General features: G+C 55.7%; 21 protein-coding genes. 11 read left to right on the top strand and 10 right to left on the bottom strand.

What is annotated here, in order from left to right; translation table 11 throughout:
* Position 1 precedes the first annotated feature (1 nt).
* From ACWKX3_RS20870 to ACWKX3_RS20835, 8 genes are read right to left on the bottom strand one after another with little or no spacing between them, the layout of a single operon-like run.
* Complete coding sequence (locus ACWKX3_RS20870; RefSeq protein ID WP_058610805.1) at positions 2-1387, bottom strand: glycosyltransferase family 2 protein; 1386 nt, start codon at positions 1385-1387, stop codon at positions 2-4.
* On the bottom strand, positions 1388-1831 hold the full coding sequence (fliJ, locus tag ACWKX3_RS20865; protein WP_006177446.1) for a flagellar export protein FliJ: 444 nt from the start codon (positions 1829-1831) through the stop codon (positions 1388-1390).
* Between the two features lie 6 nt (positions 1832-1837).
* Positions 1838-3157 (bottom strand): flagellar protein export ATPase FliI, encoded by a 1320-nt coding sequence (fliI, locus tag ACWKX3_RS20860; protein WP_006177447.1) that lies wholly within the window; start codon positions 3155-3157, stop codon positions 1838-1840.
* On the bottom strand, positions 3150-3896 hold the full coding sequence (gene fliH, locus ACWKX3_RS20855; protein WP_006177448.1) for a flagellar assembly protein FliH: 747 nt from the start codon (positions 3894-3896) through the stop codon (positions 3150-3152). The genes fliI and fliH overlap by 8 nt, the downstream gene beginning before the upstream one ends.
* Positions 3897-3899: 3 nt before the next feature.
* Positions 3900-4934, bottom strand: coding sequence for a flagellar motor switch protein FliG (locus ACWKX3_RS20850; protein ID WP_006177449.1), 1035 nt, complete (start codon positions 4932-4934; stop codon positions 3900-3902).
* On the bottom strand, positions 4912-6585 hold the full coding sequence (fliF, locus tag ACWKX3_RS20845) for a flagellar basal-body MS-ring/collar protein FliF (protein WP_088209314.1): 1674 nt from the start codon (positions 6583-6585) through the stop codon (positions 4912-4914). The genes ACWKX3_RS20850 and fliF overlap by 23 nt, the downstream gene beginning before the upstream one ends.
* A 10-nt stretch (positions 6586-6595) precedes the next feature.
* A complete protein-coding gene (gene fliE / locus ACWKX3_RS20840) occupies positions 6596-6970 on the bottom strand; it encodes a flagellar hook-basal body complex protein FliE (RefSeq protein WP_006177451.1) in 375 nt (124 codons plus the stop codon).
* Between the two features lie 21 nt (positions 6971-6991).
* On the bottom strand, positions 6992-8023 hold the full coding sequence (locus ACWKX3_RS20835) for a sigma-54 interaction domain-containing protein (protein ID WP_006177452.1): 1032 nt from the start codon (positions 8021-8023) through the stop codon (positions 6992-6994).
* Positions 8024-8502: 479 nt separating this feature from the next.
* Between ACWKX3_RS20835 and ACWKX3_RS20830 the strand changes: the two genes are divergently transcribed.
* The 7 genes from ACWKX3_RS20830 to ACWKX3_RS20800 are packed head-to-tail and all read left to right on the top strand — an operon-like array spanning position 8503 to position 14798.
* On the top strand, positions 8503-9384 hold the full coding sequence (locus ACWKX3_RS20830; protein WP_088209312.1) for a FliM/FliN family flagellar motor switch protein: 882 nt from the start codon (positions 8503-8505) through the stop codon (positions 9382-9384).
* Positions 9377-9778: a FliM/FliN family flagellar motor switch protein gene (locus ACWKX3_RS20825; RefSeq protein WP_006177455.1), complete on the top strand. Its 402-nt coding sequence runs from the start codon at positions 9377-9379 to the stop codon at positions 9776-9778. The genes ACWKX3_RS20830 and ACWKX3_RS20825 overlap by 8 nt, the downstream gene beginning before the upstream one ends.
* On the top strand, positions 9775-10527 hold the full coding sequence (gene fliP, locus ACWKX3_RS20820) for a flagellar type III secretion system pore protein FliP (RefSeq protein WP_006177456.1): 753 nt from the start codon (positions 9775-9777) through the stop codon (positions 10525-10527). The genes ACWKX3_RS20825 and fliP overlap by 4 nt, the downstream gene beginning before the upstream one ends.
* 2 nt (positions 10528-10529) lie before the next feature.
* Complete coding sequence (fliQ, locus tag ACWKX3_RS20815; protein WP_006177457.1) at positions 10530-10802, top strand: flagellar biosynthesis protein FliQ; 273 nt, start codon at positions 10530-10532, stop codon at positions 10800-10802.
* A 6-nt stretch (positions 10803-10808) separates the two neighbouring features.
* On the top strand, positions 10809-11582 hold the full coding sequence (gene fliR / locus ACWKX3_RS20810) for a flagellar biosynthetic protein FliR (protein WP_454542370.1): 774 nt from the start codon (positions 10809-10811) through the stop codon (positions 11580-11582).
* Complete coding sequence (gene flhB / locus ACWKX3_RS20805; protein WP_454542380.1) at positions 11579-12715, top strand: flagellar biosynthesis protein FlhB; 1137 nt, start codon at positions 11579-11581, stop codon at positions 12713-12715. Before fliR ends, flhB begins: the two co-directional genes overlap by 4 nt.
* The gene (locus ACWKX3_RS20800; RefSeq protein ID WP_102891682.1) at positions 12702-14798 is read left to right on the top strand and encodes a flagellar biosynthesis protein FlhA; all 2097 of its coding nucleotides are present in this window, start codon (positions 12702-12704) and stop codon (positions 14796-14798) included. The genes flhB and ACWKX3_RS20800 overlap by 14 nt, the downstream gene beginning before the upstream one ends.
* Here the strand turns inward: ACWKX3_RS20800 and ACWKX3_RS20795 are convergent, their stop codons facing one another.
* Positions 14799-15791 (bottom strand): hypothetical protein, encoded by a 993-nt coding sequence (locus ACWKX3_RS20795; protein WP_454542369.1) that lies wholly within the window; start codon positions 15789-15791, stop codon positions 14799-14801.
* A gap of 173 nt (positions 15792-15964) precedes the next feature.
* On the opposite strand from ACWKX3_RS20795, the gene ACWKX3_RS20790 reads away from it, so the two are divergent.
* From ACWKX3_RS20790 to ACWKX3_RS20775, 4 genes are all read left to right on the top strand, one after another.
* Positions 15965-16213: a hypothetical protein gene (locus ACWKX3_RS20790; protein ID WP_137273370.1), complete on the top strand. Its 249-nt coding sequence runs from the start codon at positions 15965-15967 to the stop codon at positions 16211-16213.
* Positions 16214-16747: 534 nt separating this feature from the next.
* Positions 16748-18196, top strand: coding sequence for a sensor domain-containing diguanylate cyclase (locus tag ACWKX3_RS20785; RefSeq protein WP_140418828.1), 1449 nt, complete (start codon positions 16748-16750; stop codon positions 18194-18196).
* Positions 18197-18262: 66 nt separating this feature from the next.
* On the top strand, positions 18263-19027 hold the full coding sequence (locus tag ACWKX3_RS20780) for an EAL domain-containing protein (protein ID WP_137273372.1): 765 nt from the start codon (positions 18263-18265) through the stop codon (positions 19025-19027).
* An 11-nt stretch (positions 19028-19038) separates the two neighbouring features.
* On the top strand, positions 19039-20565 hold the full coding sequence (locus tag ACWKX3_RS20775) for an EAL domain-containing protein (RefSeq protein ID WP_454542368.1): 1527 nt from the start codon (positions 19039-19041) through the stop codon (positions 20563-20565).
* Between the two features lie 44 nt (positions 20566-20609).
* On the opposite strand, the gene ssb1 is transcribed toward ACWKX3_RS20775, so the two are convergent.
* Entirely contained in the window at positions 20610-21140 is a 531-nt protein-coding gene (gene ssb1 / locus ACWKX3_RS20770; protein ID WP_006177466.1) for a single-stranded DNA-binding protein SSB1, read from the bottom strand.
* Between the last annotated feature and the right edge of the window lie 235 nt (positions 21141-21375).

The raw sequence follows: 21375 nt of genomic DNA, 5'->3' as shown, positions 1-21375 counted from the left end.
CTCATTGAAAGTTTTTGCGAAAAAACCAGTGGGTACAGTCGATAACGTCACCGCTGGCGGGATCGGGGATCTCAGGTAAAAAGGCAAAGCTGGGCTGTAACCCCAGCCAGCAGTGAGACTGCATCTGCATGGGCCAGCAGGCGTCGAGGCTGACGCCATGCTCGTGCGCCTGTTGGTAAAAATCACGCAGCGTCGGGATATAGCTGCCGTTAACGGCATAGGCACAGCCGCAACCGGCGCTCAGCACACGCGCTACGCCGGGCAACGCTTTCAGGAGCGAGATGTCGTTATATCGCGCCCCCAGCAACACCACCTGCCAGTCGATATGCGGCAAACGGCTCAGCAGTTGATTGACCGTTTTCAGCGAGTTCTCTTTGCGCACATACTTCAGGCGAGCATCAAGCAGCACCACGCTGCGCCACTGCTCACGTTGCGCCACGTCCAGCACCTGGATGTGCGCCTCCAGCTCGCTATGGCCGGGGTCGCGGGCAAACGGCACCAGATGGTGGTTATCAAGCCCCAGCGAGGAGAGCGCCTGCAGCTGCGCCGCAAGAACCTCGGGCTGCGCCGGGTCATACATCACCGCTACCTTGTCAAACGCGGCCCAGTCCACCGAGGTGCTCAGCGGTGCCTGGCTCAGACGCCGGTAGTGGCTCAGCAGGTTGCGATCGGTGACAAAATCCTCCAGCGTCAGGTCCACCGGCGTGGAGGAGCCAAGCACAAAATCTTTGTCGTAGGTGTTGGCGCTGTGGGAGATACACAAAATTGCGTCGCGCGGATCGATCTGCTGTATCGGCGCGGTGAAATTGTTCAGAAACGCCTGCTCTTCCGCGAGGGTGGCCGTGTCTTCATAACGGTGATTTTTAAGGAAGTTGCGGTGATAGCCGAACGTGCCGTTGAGCGCATGGCGCTCACCAAAAGCGTGCGTGCGGTAAATTTTATCGAGATGGCTGTACCAGATATAGATGGTGTCGCTACCGGAAAACAGCGCGTTGTTATGCTGCATCGCCGCCACCTGCGTGCTGATTTTGGTCGGCGGATAATAGTCATCATCGTCAAAACAGAGGATGTACTCGCCGCTCGCCATCTCGTTCAGCATGTTGCGCTTCTTACCGAGATCGAGCCGCTCCGGGCTGTGCACGTAGCGCACGTTACCCACCGCAGGGTCGACCATCATGGCGATCAGGTCTTCGTTACTCTGTTCCGAATCATCAAGAATAATCAGCTCGCGCTTGTCGGCCGGGTAGTCCTGATACTGGAAGATATAGAGCAGATAGGGCAAAAACGCCCGGCGATTCCAGGTCGGACAGACGACGCTCACAAACGGGGTCGCGTAGGTCTTTTTCTGCTGCTGGCGTTTCAGCAGCGTCTGCATCAGGTTACTCATTTATCGGTGTCGCTGTGCCTGTTGTTGACGCAGCCAGCACTGGGCGGAGACCGCGTCCGTGGTTTTCTGATCGCGGCGCTCCTGCGCCAGACGATGCTCTTTCCGACGCGATTCCAGCACCACTTCGAGGCTTTTTTCGCGGCGAGACTCCGCCAGCAGATTGCCCTGAAGTTTTTGCGCCTCGACGTGCGCCAGCGCCTGCTCCTGCTTCTGCCAGTCGATCACGCGCTGAATATGGCGCTTATAGCCGGACTGATTGCACAGCAGCGTTGCGCTGCCCTGCATCTCCTGCACGCTGTTGTTCGCCAGGTGGGTCAGGGCGTCAATATTCTTCTCCAGCCGCTGGCACAGCTGCTGCTGGGAGGCCAGACGAGCGCTGAGATCGTTCACCGCGCGGTTGCGCAGCAGGTGTAGCTGTTCAAGGGTAGTAATCAGTTTGCTCATCGCGAATTATCCTGCCTGGGCCAGCGCGTTAAGGTCGGCAATGGTGTTGCCGAGCGGGGCCGCGTTCTGCACTTCCTGCTGCAGGAAACGGGTTATCGCCGGCGAGAGGTTGACCGCTCTGTCGGCCACGGGATCGGCTCCCGCCACGTAGCCACCCAACGGGATCAGCGGCTTAATGCTCTGGTATTCGGCGTAAAGCTGCTTGAGGGTGCGGGCGGCGCGTTGATGATCCTGTTCCGTCACCTGGCTCATACAGCGGCTGATGGACTGGCCGATATCAATCGCCGGATAGTGCCCGGCCTCTGCCAGATGGCGCGAGAGGACGATATGGCCGTCGAGCACGGCGCGCGCGCAGTCAACAATCGGGTCCTGCTGATCGTCACCTTCTGCCAGCACGGTGTAGATAGCGGTCATGGAGCCCAGGCTTTCACTGTTGCCCGCGCTTTCAACCAGCTTCGGGATCAGGCCAAACGCCGACGGCGGATAGCCTTTGGTGGCAGGCGGTTCGCCCAGCGAGAGCGCGATCTCACGCTGCGCCATGGCATAGCGGGTAAGGGAATCGACCAGCAGCAGTACGTCCTTGCCTTTGTCGCGGTAGTAGCTGGCGATGGTATGGCACAGCTCGGTGGCTTTAATGCGCATCAGCGGCGACTCATCCGCCGGGGCGGCGACAATCACCGATTTACGGCGTCCCGCCTCGCCCAGCGAGTGGTCGATAAACTCTTTGACCTCGCGTCCACGCTCGCCGATCAGCCCAACCACCACCACTTCGGCCTGGGTGTAGCGGGTGATCATCCCGAGCAGCACGCTTTTCCCCACGCCGCTGCCCGCCATCAGCCCCACACGCTGGCCTTTGCCAATGGTCAGCAGGCCGTTGATCGCCCGCACGCCAACGTCGAGCGGCTCCGCAACCGGCTGGCGTTTTAGCGGATGAACCTGCGGGAGCTGCTGCGGCAGCACGGTATCGCCGGTCAGCTTGCCTTTGTCGTCGATCGGTTCGCCAAGGCCGTTGACCACGCGCCCGAGCCACTGGTCGCCAATCAGCACGCCGTGCTGTTTGTCCATCGGAAAGACGCGCGCGCCCGCCATCAGTCCGGCAGGCTGTTTGAAGGGCATCAGAAAGGTGACGTCGCGGTCAAACCCGACCACCTGGGCGTCAATCAGCTCGCCCTCGCCCCCTTCCACCTGGCACAGCTGGCCCACGGCCAGACGGCAGCCGACGCACTCCAGCAAAATGCCCGCCACGCGCACCAGCCTTCCGGCCACGCGGGCGAGGTTAATGTTTTCAAGCGAGCGCAGAACCTGCTCGAAATCGTGATCACTCATCGTGCGATTCCGGCAGCAGGTTAGCTTTCAGAGCGTCCATACACTGATCGAGGCGGTGCTGGCAGCCCACGTCCATCTCGGTGGTATTGGTGATCACCCGGCACTCGCCGGGCGGCAGGTCGGGGTCTGCGGTCAGCCCCCAGTGCGCCGCTTTGTCCGGCTCCGCTTCGCTGATGCGGCGATGCTCGTCGCTGTTCAGCAGCACTTTGACCTGCTCCGGCTGCTGTGGCAGCGCGGCAAGCGCCTCCTCCACGAGGGTGAGGATTTGCGTCGGATGCAGGGTCAGCTCGCAGCGGATCACCTGGCGGGTCACTTTTTCCACCAGCTGCAATAATTCTTCCCGGCGACGCTGTTCGTAATTCGCCATGAAGGTTTCCATCGAGGCGATAATACTGTCCAGCGGGTGCGCGGCTTCGAGGAACTGCTGGCGCGCCTGCGTTTTGCCTTCGGAGCGGCCCTTGCGCACGCCCTCGTCAAAACCGAGGCGTAATCCTTCCTGATACCCTTCCTCTTTGCCCTCTTCCAGCCCCTGCGCGAAACCGCTGTTCAGCCCTTCCTGAAAGCCCTGCTGCAGTTGGGATTGCAGGGCGGCATCGTCCGGGACGTGGCGCATCTCGTCGGGGAGACTCTGGGCCACGCGACGTTTGCGCAGCGGCGGAAATTTGTGCAGACGCGGTTTAATCACCGCCTGTCGGCTGTTGGTCAGGGCGCTCAGCGGTAAGCTTTGTTTTTTGTACATGGGTTACTCCATGGTCTGCTCGGTGAACAGCTGAACCTGAATTTCGCCCTCTTCCGCCAGTTGGCGCACCGTCGCCATGATCTCTTTACGCACGTGTTCGATACGGCTCACCGGTACCGGTCCCAGACGGGTGGTGGTGGATTGCAGCAGCGTCACCTGGCGTTTCGGCATCACGTTGAAGATGGCCTGACGCAGCACCGGCTCGGTGCCCTTAAGCGCAATCGCCCACTCTTCAATGGCAATTTCTTCCATCAGGCGTTGCAGCGTCGCCGGGGTTTGACGACTGAGGATGAAGAACTCGTACATCTCCTCTTCCAGCTCATCCACCACGTCGGCATCGCGCTCGCGCAGTTGGTCGAGCAGTTGCTGCTGGTTGCCGGAAATGCGGTTGACGATGTTGGCCGCGTGTTTGATGCCAACCACTTTTGAACCGTGCTCGGAAAGCACCGCCACGCCGCGCTCGATGAGCCGGTCCAGCTCGTCAATCACGTCGCGATTAACGTCGTCCAGGCGCGCCACGCGCCAGACAATCTCATCCTGACGCTCCGGCGACAGCGCGCTCAGCACGCCCGCCGCCACGTCCGGGGGCAGAAACGCGAGGAACACGGCCTGAAGCTGGAGGTGTTCCTGCTCGATCAGCGCCGCCAGCTGCGGGACATCCACCCACTGCAGGCGCGCCATACGGTGGCGGATTTCATCGCCGTAAATGCCGTTGATCACGCTGCTGGCAATCTCGCCGCCCAGCGCTTTTTCGAGGATCCCGCGCAGGTAGCTGCGCGACGCGCCGTTGATGCCGCTCTGCTCGCGGTAGTCATCAAAGAAGTTGTTCATCGCGTGGCGGGCGTGATCGACTTTTACGCCGTGCAGACGCGCCATGGTGTCGCTCAGCAGAATGACCTCATCGCGGTTCATCTTCTGCATCACTTTCGCCGCCGCTTCTTCGCCCACGCTGAGCAACAAAATGGCGGCCTGTTCCAGTCGGCTGCGTCCTGTTTTGACGCTGCCCTTACTGCTGTTACGTATTGTCAGTTCGCTCATTGCTGTTGATCCATTGTTTCAGTACTTCAGCCATACGTTCCGTTTCGTTTTCCGCCAGCATTTGCAGGTACTCCACCTTGGTTTCAAGGCCAGAGCTTTGCGGCGGCAGTTCGGTGTCCTGATTGAACGCCGGGCCAGGCAGGCCGGTCAGACCGGATTCGGTGGTTACCATGTCGTTCTCAATCGCCTCGGTCTGGGCGCTTCCTTCAATCGCCGCCAGCTCGACAGGTTCACGTCGACCGTAGCGCTGCGCCAGCGGACGCAGGCCGAACAGCAGCGCGAGCAGGATCAGCATGCCGATGCCGCCGTTTTGCCCCCAGTACTGAATGTTCGGGTCCTGCCACCACTTCGGCTCCGGGAAGCCGTCTGGCGTTCTGTCGATAAAGGCCAGCCGGTCCAGCGTCAGGGAATCACCGCGGTCTTTTTCAATGCCCGCCGCGTCTTCCACCAGCCGGGTTAAGGCGGTGAGTTGTTCCGGCGTCATGCTGGCGAGCGGCTTAGCCGCCTGGTTTAACGCCACCGCCACGCGCAGTTTCTCCAGCTTGTAGCCGGGATGGCGGATATGACGAATGTCGCGGTCGAAGGCATATTTACGCTGCTCCTGCGAACGGCTGGAGAGCGAGCTGGGCGTGCGGTTTTGCGTCTCGGTTTGTGCCGTCTGCGCGTTAGCCGCCATCGGCGGGGTAGCGGGCGCAGGCTGGTTTACCGGGCGGTTGCTGAGCGAACCGGGGATACCCATCGCCAGCTCGTTAGTGGTGTTCTCGCGCGAGATATTTTCATCGCTGACCTGGGGCTCTTTACCCAGGCGCTCCTGCGTCTCTTCGACGCTGCTCATGTCAACGGTCGGCGTCACGCTGATGCGGAAATTCTCGTTGCCAAACAGCGGGGACAACAGCGCGGCAATATTGTTGGTGGTTTCGTTTTTGATGCGCTCAATGACGTCACGCCCCTGACGAATGCTCGCCATGCTGGTGCCGCCCTGCTGGCCATTTTCCGAGAGTAAATTGCCCGCCTGATCCACCACGCGCACGCTGCCCGGCTGCATACCCGGCACGCTCCCCGCCACCAGCTGGACAATGGCCGCCACCTGCTGTTCATCAAGATGCTTGCCGTAGCGCAGCTGGAGCATCACCGAGGCGCTGCTCTGGGGTTTGTTGGTCATCACAAACGAGCTGGACTCGCTCAGCCCCAGGTGGACGCGCGCATTCTCGACCGGATCCAGCGCCATAATGCTGCGGGCCAGTTCTCCCTCCAGGCTGCGCTTGTAGCGAACGTTTTGCACAAACTGGCTGCTGCCGAGCATCTCGTCTTTGTCCATCAGCTCGTAGCCGTCCGGCATCACGGCGGTAATGCCTTTTGCCGCCAGCGCCATACGCGCGCGCGGGAGTTTATCTTCCGGAACGAGGATCTGGCCGTTGTCAGGATTGATGCGATACGCAATGGACTCTGCGCCCAGCACCTCAACCACCTGCGCCACCGGGAGTTTTTCATCGCTGCCGTACAGTGCGACATAGCCCTGATTGCTGCGCCAGAGAGAGAAAACGATCGCCGCCACCAGCAGCACACCACCCGCCGCCATAAGCCATTGCGGTTTGATGCGCCCGGTCGGCAGCGGGAGGGCAGAAAATGTATCTTTTAACTTTGTCAGCACGAGGGAAACCTTACAGCGGAGTATTCATCACTTCGTCGAGCGCAGTGGTGAGCTTGTTACGAACCTGCATCATGGCGGAGAAGGCCACGCTGGCTTTTTGCGATTCAATCATCGCCCCGGCCAGATCGTCACTCTGACCCAGCTCAATGGCTTTTTGCTTTGCCCCTGCGGCGTGCTGCATGGCATCAACGTTGTCGATAGCGTTATTCAGAACCTGCGAAAAAGAGAGATCGCGTGCGCTGTTCACGCCTGGGAAATCGGCACCTGGCGCAATAAACGTCGACGCGCCGATCCCCCCCGAGGAGGCCACGGCGGCGGTGTTGTGCAGTCTGTCCAGCATCGCCTGCTGGCGGGCCTGCATACCGAGAGCGGTAATGTTGTCCATGGTGTTAGTCTCTTGCACGCATCAGGAATAGCACTCGATATTGATACCTTCTTCGCGCATTGAGGCGAGTCGGTAGCGCAGTGCGCGCGGGGTGATGCCTAAAAACGCGGCGGTTTTCGACTTATTGCCGTTGTGGCGTTTCAGCAGTTCGATGATGTACTGGTACTCCGCCATACGCCCGTGCAGCTTAACGTTGCCGATGGCCGACGGTGCAGCCTGCGCTTCGCGGTAGGCGGGCATCAAATCGACGCCGGACGTTGCCGTCATCGTGGCCGGAACGGGCAGGCCAAAATCATTAGCGGTGATCACTTCACCGTTACTCAGGATCATGCCGCGCTGAATCACGTTCTCCAGCTCGCGCACGTTGCCCGGCCAGTCATAGGTCAGCAGCGCCTGACGGGCCTCTTCGCTCAAGCGAATATTGCCTTTATGAAACGCTTTATATTTGGCGATAAAACGCATCGCCATCGGAATAATATCCAGACGGCGCTCGCGCAGCGGCGTGATATGAATCGGCACCACGGAAATACGGTAGAACAGATCCTGACGGAAACGTCCTTCAGCAATTTCCTGCTGCAAATCTTTATTGGTAGACGCCACCAGACGAATATCCAGAGGGATTTTTTTATGGCTTCCCAGACGTTCGACTTCCTGCTCCTGCAATACGCGTAATAATTTCGCCTGCAGGGCTAATGGCATATCACCAATTTCATCCAGCAGCAGCGTTCCGCCGTTGGCCTGTTCAAATTTACCCGCCACGCTGGTAACCGCACCGGTAAATGCACCTTTTTCGTAGCCGAATAAAATGGCTTCGAGCATACTTTCCGGAATCGCCGCGCAATTGACGCCAACGTAAGGCGCATCTGCCCCTAAGGCATTTTCATGAATGTAGCGGGAAACGCACTCTTTGCCTGTACCCGTCTCGCCTGTAATGAGTACCGACACATTATATTTAGCAACACGACGGGCTAATGAAAATACATTTATGCTTTCTGGCGCACGGGCAACAAATCCATTTTCATTATGGGCTTCATGTTCAATAACAATACTCATAACAACTCACCAACATTTAAGCTAATTGTTAACCTGGAGCGAATACGGGCCCGCTGCACCTTTTCAGGTACATTATAGAAAGACGCCTATTCAATATGGATAACAGCGAATTAACCGGGTATTTTTCAATACGGGAATTCATGACTGGAGCGCATTATAACTCACCGTTAGGAATTGTCTTGTTTTTAATGGGTATTAAAATCTTAATCCTTAAAAATCATTAAGTTACAGGAGTTATTAATGCACATTAATCGAGCTAAAATAACGAATTAATAATCCATGGCATCTTGATTATGACAGACGAACAGCGTCTAATTCATATCCCTAATAAAGCCACCCGACAATATGGCTTTATAGTGACGCAGACCGACTCACTCACAAAGCGACACGGTTAAACAAAACTTAAATATTTTTATGCCGCTAAGCAATGTGTAAAGACATCTGCTTTATGCTTACGGCGATCGTTATCCGGAAGATCTATGCAAGCAGCTCCTCAGCGAATCAGAATCTACCAACGTCAGGCGCTCCCCGATATGGTAAAGCTCGACGTGAGCAAGCTTGGACGTCCGTGGCATAAATTGCCCAAGATGATGAACGACAGTTTTGATATCTTCGATGCGCGTTTAAGCATTTATTTTCTGAAAAAATTGCGTGTCAACGTCGCGCTGCAGTCGATGACCTTTGCCATCGACCAGACATATAAAAATACGCAGCTCTTTTCAACGCCGTTTGGATCAATGGCCTTTAGTATTGAACGCACGCTGCTGTTGCAAATACTTCACGATTATTACGGACTGGGAAAAGAGAGCCGTAATAAATCGCTGGACGTTCATCAGCCGGTGACAAAAACCGAAGATCGCCTGAAAAATAAAATTGGGCTGGATCTCACGCGATTATTAATCGACAAAGAGACGTTCGGCCAGGACGTTGAGATTAAAAGTGATAACACCACCGTCATTAATCAGTGGTCCTGGTGCGTCACCTTTACCCTCGAAGGCTATGAGCAGGGCAGCTTTACCCTGCTGTTTGATAACGCGCATGTCGATCACCTGCTGGCAAAACTGCGCTCGCCTGACGCCGATCAGGCCACCAGCCGACAAGCGCCGCCGACGCCCGCCCAAATCGAAAGGATCTTTTACGGTCTGCCGCTGAAGCTTCACGGCCATGTGACCAGCCTCAACCTCACCGTGGCCCAGCTGGCTCGGATAAAGCCGGGGGATATTATCCCGGTCAATATTAACGAAAACATTCCTGTGTATATCGGCAAAGAACAGATTTTTGACGCCAAAATCGCTGAAGATCGCGGCAAGTTATTACTCTGTGAATTTAACGACAGAACCATTGAGAAGCATTATGAGTGATCTGCAACAAGACCTGAGCCAGTCCCTGGATTTTGGCGACCTGAATCTCGGCGAGATGCCGCGTGAAGAGACCGTTGAGGGCAATATCCGCATGGACATCCAGGCGGAACCGGAATCGCCGGCAGGCATTGACGATCTGCGCAAAATGGCGCTGTTCAGCCGTATTCCCGTCACGCTGACGCTGGAAGTGGCCTCCGTTGAGGTGTCGCTGGCAGAGCTGATGACCGTCGGTCACGACTCGGTGATTGAGCTGGATAAAATGGCGGGCGAGCCGCTGGATATTAAAGTCAACGGCATCCTGTTTGGTAAAGCGGAAGCGGTTGTGCTGAACGATAAGTACGGCCTGCGCATTCTCGAATTCAACAGCAAAGAGCTGGGCGAGTTAACAAGATGACGTTGCACCTGCGCACCGCCCTGCCGTGGCTGCTGTTGGGCGGTTTACTGGTCTCTCCGCAACTGCTGGCGGCGAACGGCGATATCACCCTGTTCAGTTCGTCCACTACCGCTGGCGGCCAGGATTACAACGTCAAAATTGAAATCCTGATCCTGATGACATTGCTGGGTCTGCTCCCGGTGATGCTGATGATGATGACCTGCTTTACGCGCTTTATCATCGTGCTGGCGATCCTGCGCCAGGCGCTCGGCCTGCAACAAAGTCCACCCAATAAAATCCTGACCGGGATTGCGCTGGCGCTCACGCTGCTGGTGATGCGCCCGGTGTGGACCACCATTTATCAGGACGCCATCGTGCCGTTTCAGAATGACGAGATCACCATGAAGCAGGCGTTCGGCAAGGCGGAAGCGCCGCTGAAAAACTTTATGCTGGCACAAACCAGCAATAAAGCCATGTCGCAGATGATGACGATTGCGGGCGTGACGGGCGATCCGAAAGAGCAGGATTTAACGGTGGTGACCCCGGCGTATCTATTGAGCGAGCTGAAAACCGCGTTCCAGATAGGCTTTATGATCTACATTCCTTTCCTGGTCATTGACCTGATTGTCGCCAGTATCCTGATGGCAATGGGGATGATGATGCTTTCGCCGCTGATTGTTTCGCTGCCGTTCAAGCTGATGCTGTTTGTCCTGTGCGACGGCTGGACGCTGATTGTCGGTACGCTTACCTCCAGCGTGCAGGGGCTTTAGCAATGGTCACGATGGACATTGCCGGGGACATCATGGCAACCGGCATTAAGCTGGTGCTGATTATCTCCGCCGTAGCGATTATTCCCAGCCTGATTGTCGGCCTGTGCGTCAGTATCTTTCAGGCGACCACGCAAATTAACGAACAAACGCTGAGCTTCCTGCCGCGCCTTCTGGTCACGCTGGCGGTGCTGATTATTGGCGGTAAATGGATGCTTACCCAACTGGTGGATTTCACCGTCAATATTTTTCAGCAGGCGGCGGCGCTGGTGGGATAGCGGGCAATGGGCATTGATATCTCTACGCTGATCAACCCGCTGCTGGCGCTGGTTTTTCCGTTTTTCCGCATTCTGGCGTTTCTGCACTTCTGCCCGGTGCTGGACAACCGCGCCTTCAGCCGACGTATCAAAACCGTGCTGGCACTGGCGCTGGCGGCAATCATCACCCCGATGCTGCCGGAAAAAGTGCTGAGCACCGAGTTGATGTCGATGCGCACTGTCCTGCTCATCGGTGAACAGCTGCTGTGGGGCATGCTGTTTGGCATGGCGATGCAGCTGGTCTTCGTTGCGCTGCAAACGGCGGGACATATTCTTTCAATGAATATGGGTCTCGGCATGGCGATGATGAACGACCCGGTGAACGGCAGCTCAACCACGGTGATTTCGCAGATGATCTACACCTTCTGCGGCCTGCTGTTTTTCGTGATGGACGGGCACCTGCTGGTGGTCACTATTCTCTACAAAGGCTTTGTCTGGTGGCCCATCGGCCAGGCCATCAATAAACCCACCCTGCTGCTGATTGTACAGAGCTTGGGCTGGATTATGTCGTCGGCCACGCTTATCGCGATCCCGACCACCTTTGTAATGCTGATTGTGCAGGGCGGCTTCGGGCTGCTTAACCGCGTCTCGCCCACGCTCAACCTGTTCTCGCTGGGCTTTCCAATCAGCATGCTGTTTGGCCTGCTCTGTATTTCGATGATGATGACCAATATTCCCGACCACTATCTCAACCTGACCACCGAAATCCTGGCCAGGCTCGAAGCCGTGAGGACGCACTGATGGCGGCCGGTGGCGATAAAAGTGAAAAACCCACAGCGCAAAAGCTGCGCAAAGCGCGCGAAAAGGGTGATCTCCCGCGTTCCAAAGATCTCACCATGGCCGTGGGCCTGCTGGCGTCGTTCATCACCATGGGCACCTTTTTTCCCTATTACAAAACGCTGGTCGAGGAGTCTTTTACCTCGGTCGGCATGATGGCGGGACGGCTGGATGACCAGGGGGCGTTGAGCCAGTTTTTGATGTTGAACGTGTGGGTGATTATCCGCTTTATCATCACCCTGGCACCGATCCCCCTCGCCTGCATCGTGGCAAGCCTGGTCCCGGGCGGCTGGGTGTTCACCGTTTCAAAGCTCAAGCCCGACTTTAAAAAACTCAGCCCCATCAGCGGCGTGAAGCGCATGTTCTCCAGCAGCCACTACGTTGACGTCGGCAAGATGATGCTCAAGTGCGGCATTATTCTGGCGGTGCTTTACACCATGGTGCACAGCTCGCTCAACCCGCTGCTGCACCTGCAGCGGCTGAGCCTGAGTCAGGCGATTCATCAGGGATTTGGCATTCTGCATCACGTGCTGGTCTATTTCATTGCGGTGATTGTGATCTTCGCCCTGCTCGACGTGCCGCTGGCGAAGTTCATGTTCACCAAAAAAATGCGCATGACCAAGCAAGAGGTGAAAGAAGAGTACAAGAACAACGACGGTAACCCGCAGATCAAAGGCCGTATTCGCCAGCTTCAGCGCCAGATGGCGATGGGGCAGATCAACCGTACCGTGCCGGAGGCAGACGTGATTATCACGAACCCGACGCACTACGCCGTTGCGCTCAAATACGACCCGAAAAAAGCCGAAGCGCCCTACATCGTGGCAAAAGGCATGGACGATATTGCGCTCCATATCCGGGACGTGGCCCGCCATCACCAGATTGAAGTGGTCGAATTCCCACCGCTGGCGCGTGCGGTTTACCACACCACCCGCGTAAACCAGCAAATTCCGGCCCAGCTTTTTCGCGCGATTGCGCATGTGCTGACCTACGTCATGCAGATTAAATCCTGGCGTACCGGCCAGCTTGAACAAAAACCCCGCCTGAACAGGCAGATCAACATTCCAAAAGAGGTCTTAAAAGCCAATGGCGAACAGTAAGTTACAGCAGGCGCTTGCCATACTCAGTAAAGGGCGAATAGGCGTTCCGGTACTGCTTCTGTGCGTGCTGGCAATGGTCATGCTGCCATTGTCCCCGCTGATGCTGGATATCTTATTTACCTTCAACATTGTGCTGGCGGTAGTGGTGCTGCTGGTGGCGGTCAATATGCAGCGCCCGCTGGATTTTGCCGTCTTCCCGACGCTGCTGCTGATCACCACGCTGATGCGACTTACCCTGAACGTCGCCTCTACCCGCGTGGTGTTGCTGCATGGTCATGAGGGCGAAGGCGCGGCCGGTAAGGTTATCGAAGCCTTTGGTCAGGTGGTGATTGGCGGCGACTTCGTGGTCGGGTTCGTGGTCTTTATCATCCTGATGATCATCAACTTTGTGGTGGTCACCAAAGGGGCGGAACGTATTTCTGAAGTGTCGGCCCGCTTTACGCTGGATGCCCTGCCGGGTAAACAGATGGCGATCGACGCCGACCTTAACGCCGGGCTGATTAACCAAAACCAGGCGCGAGACCGCCGTAAAGAGGTGTCGAAAGAGGCCGACTTTTACGGTGCGATGGACGGTGCCTCGAAGTTTGTGCGTGGTGACGCCATCGCCGGGATCATGGTGCTGGTCATCAACGTCATCGGCGGGATTTGCATCGGTATCTTCAAATACAATCTCGATGCCAGCCATGCTTTCCAGCAATACGTTCTGCTGACCATCGGTGACGGCCTGGCCGCGCAGATCCCGTCCCTGCTGCTCGCCACCGCCGCCGCGATTATCGTGACCCGCGTCAGCGACGGCGACGACGTCAGCGATGAGATTAAAACGCAGCTGCTGGCGAAACCGCAGGTGCTGTATACCGCCGCCTTCGTCATGTTCATCCTGGCGATTGTTCCCGGCATGCCGCACATCGCGTTCCTGTGCTTCACCGCCCTTTTGCTGTTTGCCGCCTGGCGACAGAGCAAGGTCGTGAAGCCCGCCGCCGAAGAGACCGACTACGACGCCATTAGCGACGCGCTGGCAACGGACGCGACGCCTGCGATTAACTGGGAAAGTATTCCGCTCGTCGAGCCGATTGGGCTGAATCTGGGCTATAAGCTGGTGACGCTGATCGATACGGCGAAAGGAAGCCCGCTATCGCAGCGTATTCGCGGCGTCCGTCAGGTGGTGTCTGAACAGTGTGGCGTGCTGCTGCCGGAGATCCGCATCCGGGAGAACTTCCGCCTGAAGCCCGCCCAGTACGCGATCTACATCAACGGCATCCGCACGGCGCTCGGCGAAGTATATGCCGAGAAGCTGATGGCCATTCCAGGCGCAGAGCTGTACGGCGAAATTGACGGCGTGCTGGATACCGATCCGGCCTACGGCATGGCGATCGTCTGGATCGATCCTGACCAGAAGGCCAAAGCGCTGAACCTGGGCTATCAGGTAGTGGATTGCGCCAGCGTGGTGGCAACGCACGTCAACAAGGTGGCGCGTGAGCATCTGCCGGAGCTGTTTAATTATGACGATATCACCCACCTGCACGCGCGTCTGGCGCTGCAGGCGCCGAAGCTGGCGGAAGATCTCTCGAATGCGCTCAACTTTAGCCTGCTGCTGCGCATTTACCGGCAGCTACTGCTGGAGCAGGTGTCCCTGAAGGATATTGTCACCATTGCCTCTACGCTACTGGAAAGCTCAGCCGTGACCAAGGATCCGATCCTGCTTACCGCCGACGTGCGTTACGCGCTGCGCCGCGCCATCCTCCACGCCATTAACGGCGATCGGCAAAAGCTGGCGGCTTATACCATTGATAACGCGCTGGAGAATATTTTGCTGGCAGCGCTGAACCAGTCTCAGCAAACCGGCAAGGTGGCGCTGGACAGTTTTGCCGTTGATCCGAACATCCTGACGCAGCTGCAAAACACGATGCCTGTGATTCAGGAGCAGATGAAAGCGAAGGGTCTGCCGCCGCTGCTGCTGGTGACGCCTCAGCTGCGGCCGCTGATTTCACGTTACGGGCGTCTGTTTGCCAGCAACCTGCACGTGCTGTCGTACAACGAAGTGCCGGACGACAGCGATCTCACCATCGTCGGCACGCTGGCGTAACTATTCGTCGAGAAAACGCACCTTCCAGGCGGCCAGCGTACGCGGCATTTTACGCTGGTCGCTGCCGTCGGTGCTGTAGTAGCGCAGCTCCAGCCCGCCAACTTTCACCGGAGAGATCCGGCCTGCCCAAATCTCGCCTTTTGGCGTGTACATGATGATAGCCGTGCGGCTGTTCGCGGCACCCTGAACCCACATTGAGAGCACGCGCGCGCCGATATTATCGATATCGTTCTGGTAGATATAGACGTTGGCACTGTCGACGAAGTTTTGATAATCCTCCCCCACCAGGGCGCGGAATTTCTCATCCAACGCGCTATCCGGGAAGATACCGAGAGAGAGCAAGGTGGCTTTTGGCCGGGGATCGGTTTCGGAAAGCTTATACGCGCCGTCCAGGAACACCCCGGTGGGCATGGATAAACGGCATCCCCAGTCGGAATTACTGTATACCTGCAACGAGCCGTCCTTTCTGGGGATCAGCAAGAGCTTGCAGTTGCTGGTGTCCACCACGCGTTCAACGGCCAGCATGCCGTACAGCCGCCTTGCTTCGGCGGTAAATTCGTCTTCATTGATGCCTGCCCAGGCGCGAATATCCAGGGTGACGCTCCACTGGGCGTTTCGGCTGAACTGGATCACGCCGCCGCTCATATTGGGCGCCAGCATGTTCCACCATTTTCCTTCCCATTTGAAATTACGGTCGGTGTCGGAGATCGCACTGATGCCGGCATAGTAAGCACGTTCTATGCAGGTGTCTGAGGTACATTTCTCCAGCAGCTTTTCCCACTCGTCATATTTTTTATCGATGTCTGCTACCCCCTCCTCCAGAATCGCCTGGTTATAGATCAGGGAGAGGGTGCTATTCAGCCAGTGGAGATTGTCATTATTGCAAATGGTATTCTCCAGCGGCGTGACCGCGCGCTGGCAGTTTATCGCCATCGCGCCGCCGCTAAACAATAATGTCAGTAAAAACAGTAAGCTAAAGCAGCGGTGTTTCATTTTTGTTCAACTTTCATTCAAAAGGGCGGCTATTGTGGCGAAGGAGAGGCTTTATTGCAATATAAACCATTCACCGTAGTTATATGAATGGACAATGCAGCAATTCTGTTAAGTTATGTACAAATTTTGTCGCATTTTTAATACGGAATGTATTAACTCTGGAAAAATGAGCGATGAAAATAGACAGCAGTAATCTGACCATGGCGACGGTTGCCGCCTATGGCTCCCAAACGGATCCCACCCGGCGTCCTCTGGGGATTAAACGCGCCAGCGGGAATATTTGCCCACAAAGTGGTTTATGGCAAATCGATCATTCTGCCGTAACGAATGTTGTAAATGTTAAAAAGGGAGAAACATTACCCTGGCAAAATGGTTATCCCGTTAACTGGACGCTCATTGAATACGATTTAAGAAACGAATAATTAACATCTGTTATTCTGCAGGAAATAGATTTTCCTTATTGCAGGAAAGGGTATTTCCTGCCCTTTTGGCATAAAACCCACATTAATTTCATAACGAACGCATTGCATTCGCTTTAGCCTCTCCCTCGCCCCGCTAAATCATGCAACTTGCTGATTATATTAATACTAACCAAAAAATAATGGCCATAAAGATCGTTTTAACCAATCAATGTGAATATATCGATCGATAATAGTTATGTATTTTTTCCAAAAAAATCATGATTGATTTCATCGATCAATATTTATTATTCGATCGACTTTGACAATCAAAAAGTGAGCAGGTACCCTTTGTCTTCAGCGTTATTTTTACTCGTTGTTAACTGTTTGTAGTTCAGAGCCATTATCCCAACGCATTTAAACATTTCCTCAACGAGTTGCCATTATCCCGCTAAGTACATACCTCTTGTTTGGTATAACGAGAATGATCCGGAGTTATCAGTGATCGACAGTTTGAATTTCAGAAGGCCGTTAAATATTTGTTTCGCCGTACTTGCTGTGACGTTTATTGTGGTCGGTACGCTGGTTGCCCTTTCGCAATGGACCGCCACGCAGGAAGCGAATAAAAGACATAACCGTCTATATATCAGCAATGTCGCATCTTTCCTTGATAAATATCTGGATGGTTACGAGCGTATCGTGCGGGAAATGACGCGCATCGCCGCCGATCAGCATAAATTCGACAAAATACACGAAAACGACAGGACGCTGCGCAACTGGATGATCGAACGCCTGCGCATTATGCCGGACGCCCTCTCAATCATTCACGTGGACAATAATGGCAGCTATATCCGCCTTCCTTATGTCCCGCTTAGCGACGATCAAGAGCAGAAATGGGACCCACGCAAAGAGTCGTGGTTTTCGATTTCCATCGAAGACTCGGACGAGGCGCACTACAGCGTCAGCCGGGACCCTTTCGCTCACAGAGAGCGCGTAATTACCATTTCGTTGCCCATCATTAACGGCTCGGACGGGTCGAATACGGGCGTTCTGGCGCTGAATCTGGACATGGAAAAAAGCACCGAGATCCTCAGCACCGCGCTGCCCCCCATGAAGAGCCGGACCTTTGTGATGAACCGTCAGGGCGAGCTGGTGATCAATCCGGGCTACCAGTTCGACCCGCAGAGGCTTAAAGCTATCGCGCTGAACGCCCGGGAGCATCGCGGCGACTTTGTGATGGACGACCGCTACTACACCTACCGCACGGTCGGCTCCCAGTCCTGGCTGCTGGTGCACGAAGTGGAGCAGAGCGAGCTAAACAACCTTGCCTTTCAACAGTGCCTGAGCACGCTCTGGGGAACGCTGTGCGCGCTTATTGCCCTGCTCTTCTGCTGGTGGTCGACCCGAGCCGCGCTTAACGCCATCTTTATGCGCATTGCGGCGAGCATCCGCGGCGGCACGATCAAGCCCGCCAGCGTGGAGGAGCTGATTTTCGAAGAGATCCACAGCTCGCAGCAGCGGCAGGAGAAAACGGCGCACGAGGCGCTGACCGACGGGCTTACCGGGCTGAAAAACCGTCGCGCGTTTGATGCCGATGCGGCGCGCTGTAACAGTGAGCCGAACACCCATCTGGCGATGGTGGATATCGATAACTTCAAGATGATTAACGATACCTGGGGGCATACGGTAGGCGATCTGGTGCTGAAAACCGTGGCTGAACTGGGCTCGCGGCTGCGCGGTCTGGAAAATATCACCCTCTACCGCTACGGCGGAGAAGAGTTTGCGGTTCTGTTCCAGGGAATTAGCGCTGAAAAAGCATTAAGCTACCTCGAAAAGTGGCGAATTACGGTGAATACGCGGTCTTTCAGAGAACACGATCTCAACGTCTCGTTTAGCGCGGGGCTGTGCAAGATGGGAGGCACCTCGTTGCCGGATACCCTGGGCCGTGCCGATAAACTGCTCTATCAGGCCAAGAAAAGCGGTAAAAATAAAATCATCGCCAGCTGATCGCCCGGTTAAGTTGGGCGGCGTTTGTGTCGTTTAAGGCTGTATTGTTGTGGCTACGAGGCTGGCATGGAAAAGAGTACGCATTTTGTCGTGCAGTGTGTCGAAAAAAATAAACTCGACTCGGGTATCGATTTCGTTATCCAGCCGATTTTCGATCTCTCACGGTTTGTCTGCATCGGCGGCGAAGTGCTGGTGCGAGGCACGCACAGGCGCAATATTGTGCCGCCTCATCTGTTCATCAGCGAGCTGGAAAAAACCGGCGGTATTCTGCCGATGGGGGATTACATCCTGGCGCAGGCGTTTAAATTTCTTGCCGGCCAGCCGCGCGAGCATCTTGATAACCGGCTTTTTACGTTCAATATCTCCTGGGTGCAACTTCAGGACAGCCACTTTGCTGCCCGCGTGCTTGCGCTGATTGCTGCGCACCCGCTCGCGCCACGCAATCTGGTGTTTGAGATCACCGATGGCGCTGACCAGCTTGATGAGACGGTGAAGCAGAACCTCGATATGTTGCACGATGCGGGGATCAACCTGGCCTGGGACGGGATTGATTGTCTGGAAAAGCTCCGGTCGCGGCTGGCGCTCTATTTGCCCGACTACATCAAGCTCGACAGAAGCTGTCTGGCCGCAAACCGCCTCGACAATACCTTCGCCATGCTGGCGTACGTGGAGGATGTCGACGTGGACGTGGTCATTGAAGGCATCGAAAACTACACCCATGTCTCCACCATGCTGCGTCACGGCGTGAAATACGGCCAGGGTTTCCTGTTCTCTCGCCCGGTGAGCAAAGAGGCCTTCCATCAGCAGTATATGCAGCCGGAACGCGCGTAAGGCGCACCACCATGTATCAGCAAAATTTTTTGCGTAAGACCAAAAACCGCGTACTGGCCGCCGGTATCGCATTTTTGCTTACGCTGGTGGTCACCACTACGCTGGCGATGATTAACGGGCTGGATAACCATCAAAAGCGCATGGCGGAGCAGGCGCGCTACGTGCAGTCGATTCTGGACAGCATGCTGCGGGATGCGCATGAAGCCTCCCGCCAGGCGTCTGCGCTGCTGGGCAAAGTCTGCAATTTTAACGTCGAGAAAGCGCTGAATATGCTGCCGGGCCGCTATATGCATATTTACTCGATAAACTTCGTTCACAATCAGCACATTAGCTGTTCTTCTCTGTTAGCGAATAAACACGCCAGCGTCACTTCCCGGCTTCCGCTGGATAAAACGGTGTGGATGTCGAACGCCCTTAGTGCCTCCGACATTAGCGTTATTTCACTGATAAGCCATTTTCCTCAGGGAACGCTTTACGTCGCGTCCGACCTGCGCTTTCTGCTGGAGGTAATGGGCAACGATCTGATTATTCAGGTATCAGGTAAAACGCTGAACGCCGCCGGGCTGCAAAAAGGGTCGCTCGCGACGGCACAATTTGCCGACTATGAACCGTTTCCGGCCCACTCCTCCTTGTACTCGCTGGCATGGAGAAGGCCGGAGATGGGTGAAATTATTGGGTTCGTGACCGCCTCATGGCTCTCTATCGCCTTTATTTTGTCGATGTCGACCATCATGGCGACCCTAACCTGGCTGCTGGCGCTCCGCCGCCATTCTCTGTACGCGCAGCTGGCCAGCGCCATCAGACAGCATCAAATTCACCCGCACTATCAGCCGCTGATTTGCGCCAGAACCAACACGGTGGCGGGCGCAGAGGTACTGGCAAGGTGGCATCACGCCGAGCTGGGCTTTATTCCTCCTGACGTTTTCATCCCGGTGGCGGAAAGCACCGGGCTGATTATCGACCTGACGGAAAGTTTGCTGGAACAGGTAGTTCACGACCTGCGGCAGGGTGATGCCACCTTTCAGCCGGGCTTTAAGCTCAACCTGAACATCAGCCATGCGCATGTGGTGGACAATTCCTTTGATCGGTTTATCGATGACTGGGCAGCCACGTTTGCGGAGCTTGGCATCACCCTGGTGTTTGAGATTACCGAGCGCGAAAACATTGATATCAGCGATGCGCTTGTGGCGAAGATTGCCCACATTAAGCGCAGCGGCATTAAAATCGCGCTGGATGATTTTGGCACGGGGTTTTCCAACCTGGCGTTTATCACCAACCTTAATCCTGACAGCATTAAGATTGACCGCATGTTTACCCGGCAGATTTCCCAGGACACCGCGACGCCGCTGATTGACTGCGTGATTGATATGGCAAAGCGGATGAATATCCTGACGACGGCGGAAGGCGTTGAGTATGACTATCAGGTGGCCTATCTCAAGGCGAATGAGATTGACTGTTTGCAGGGCTACTTTTTCTCGAAACCGCTCAGCTTTAGCGACTTCACCCGGTTTTTACAACGCTACGCGAGCCAGAAATAAAAAAGCCCCTTTCGGGGCTTTTTTTACGACTAAGCGCGAAAGGCTTAGAACGGGATGTCGTCGTCGAAGTCCATTGGCGGTTCGTTAGACGGTGCCGGTGCGGACTGCTGCTGCGGACGAGACTGCGCGCCGCCGCTAAACTGGTTGCCACCCTGTGGCTGCTGAGGCTGACCCCAACCGCCCTGCTGCTGGTTCTGGCCGCCACCTGCCGGTGCGCCACCGCCCTGACGGCCACCCAGCATCTGCATGGTGCCACCAACGTTTACCACCACTTCAGTGGTGTACTTCTCGGCACCGGACTGATCGGTCCATTTGCGGGTACGCAGCTGGCCTTCGATATAGACCTGAGAACCCTTACGCAGATATTCACCAGCCACTTCAGCCAGTTTGCCAAACAGCACAACGCGGTGCCATTCAGTCTGCTCTTTCATCTCACCGGTCGCTTTATCACGCCAGGATTCGGACGTAGCCAGCGTAATGTTGGCAACTGCGCCACCACTCGGCATGTAGCGTACTTCCGGGTCCTGGCCCAGATTACCGACGAGAATCACCTTGTTTACGCCTCTGCTGGCCATGTTCGTGTCTCCTGAATACGTTTCTTAATAGTGTAAACGCGCGAGTGTACCATTTCCATACGCTACTTTGATAGTTGCGTAGCACGTTCCAGAGTTCTCACGCTAACGCGACATTGTTACACAGTGAATCAGAAATTGCATTCCAATACTGTATATCCAGACAGGTTAAATTGTGTCATAATTAGCCGTTTCTGCCGGTTGTCCTTCAAACATACCAGGCATCCGAGTTTCTACC

This window comes from Enterobacter sp. UPMP2052 (assembly GCF_053709675.1).
Note: the sequence above shows the minus strand (reverse complement) of the source record. Positions and strands in the feature narration are given on the sequence as shown.

Coding starts and splice junctions, on each gene's coding strand:
- ACWKX3_RS20780 (WP_137273372.1), top strand. CDS start 18,263: ATGGAAAAGAGTACGCATTTTGTCGTGCAGTGTGTCGAAAAAAATAAA.
- fliI (WP_006177447.1), bottom strand. CDS start 3,157: ATGAGTGATCACGATTTCGAGCAGGTTCTGCGCTCGCTTGAAAACATT.
- ACWKX3_RS20830 (WP_088209312.1), top strand. CDS start 8,503: ATGCAAGCAGCTCCTCAGCGAATCAGAATCTACCAACGTCAGGCGCTC.
- ACWKX3_RS20835 (WP_006177452.1), bottom strand. CDS start 8,023: ATGAGTATTGTTATTGAACATGAAGCCCATAATGAAAATGGATTTGTT.
- ACWKX3_RS20825 (WP_006177455.1), top strand. CDS start 9,377: ATGAGTGATCTGCAACAAGACCTGAGCCAGTCCCTGGATTTTGGCGAC.
- fliR (WP_454542370.1), top strand. CDS start 10,809: ATGGGCATTGATATCTCTACGCTGATCAACCCGCTGCTGGCGCTGGTT.
- ACWKX3_RS20775 (WP_454542368.1), top strand. CDS start 19,039: ATGTATCAGCAAAATTTTTTGCGTAAGACCAAAAACCGCGTACTGGCC.
- ACWKX3_RS20800 (WP_102891682.1), top strand. CDS start 12,702: ATGGCGAACAGTAAGTTACAGCAGGCGCTTGCCATACTCAGTAAAGGG.
- ACWKX3_RS20790 (WP_137273370.1), top strand. CDS start 15,965: ATGAAAATAGACAGCAGTAATCTGACCATGGCGACGGTTGCCGCCTAT.
- fliQ (WP_006177457.1), top strand. CDS start 10,530: ATGGTCACGATGGACATTGCCGGGGACATCATGGCAACCGGCATTAAG.
- fliE (WP_006177451.1), bottom strand. CDS start 6,970: ATGGACAACATTACCGCTCTCGGTATGCAGGCCCGCCAGCAGGCGATG.
- ssb1 (WP_006177466.1), bottom strand. CDS start 21,140: ATGGCCAGCAGAGGCGTAAACAAGGTGATTCTCGTCGGTAATCTGGGC.
- ACWKX3_RS20850 (WP_006177449.1), bottom strand. CDS start 4,934: ATGAGCGAACTGACAATACGTAACAGCAGTAAGGGCAGCGTCAAAACA.
- ACWKX3_RS20870 (WP_058610805.1), bottom strand. CDS start 1,387: ATGAGTAACCTGATGCAGACGCTGCTGAAACGCCAGCAGCAGAAAAAG.
- fliH (WP_006177448.1), bottom strand. CDS start 3,896: ATGTACAAAAAACAAAGCTTACCGCTGAGCGCCCTGACCAACAGCCGA.
- fliJ (WP_006177446.1), bottom strand. CDS start 1,831: ATGAGCAAACTGATTACTACCCTTGAACAGCTACACCTGCTGCGCAAC.
- fliP (WP_006177456.1), top strand. CDS start 9,775: ATGACGTTGCACCTGCGCACCGCCCTGCCGTGGCTGCTGTTGGGCGGT.
- ACWKX3_RS20795 (WP_454542369.1), bottom strand. CDS start 15,791: ATGAAACACCGCTGCTTTAGCTTACTGTTTTTACTGACATTATTGTTT.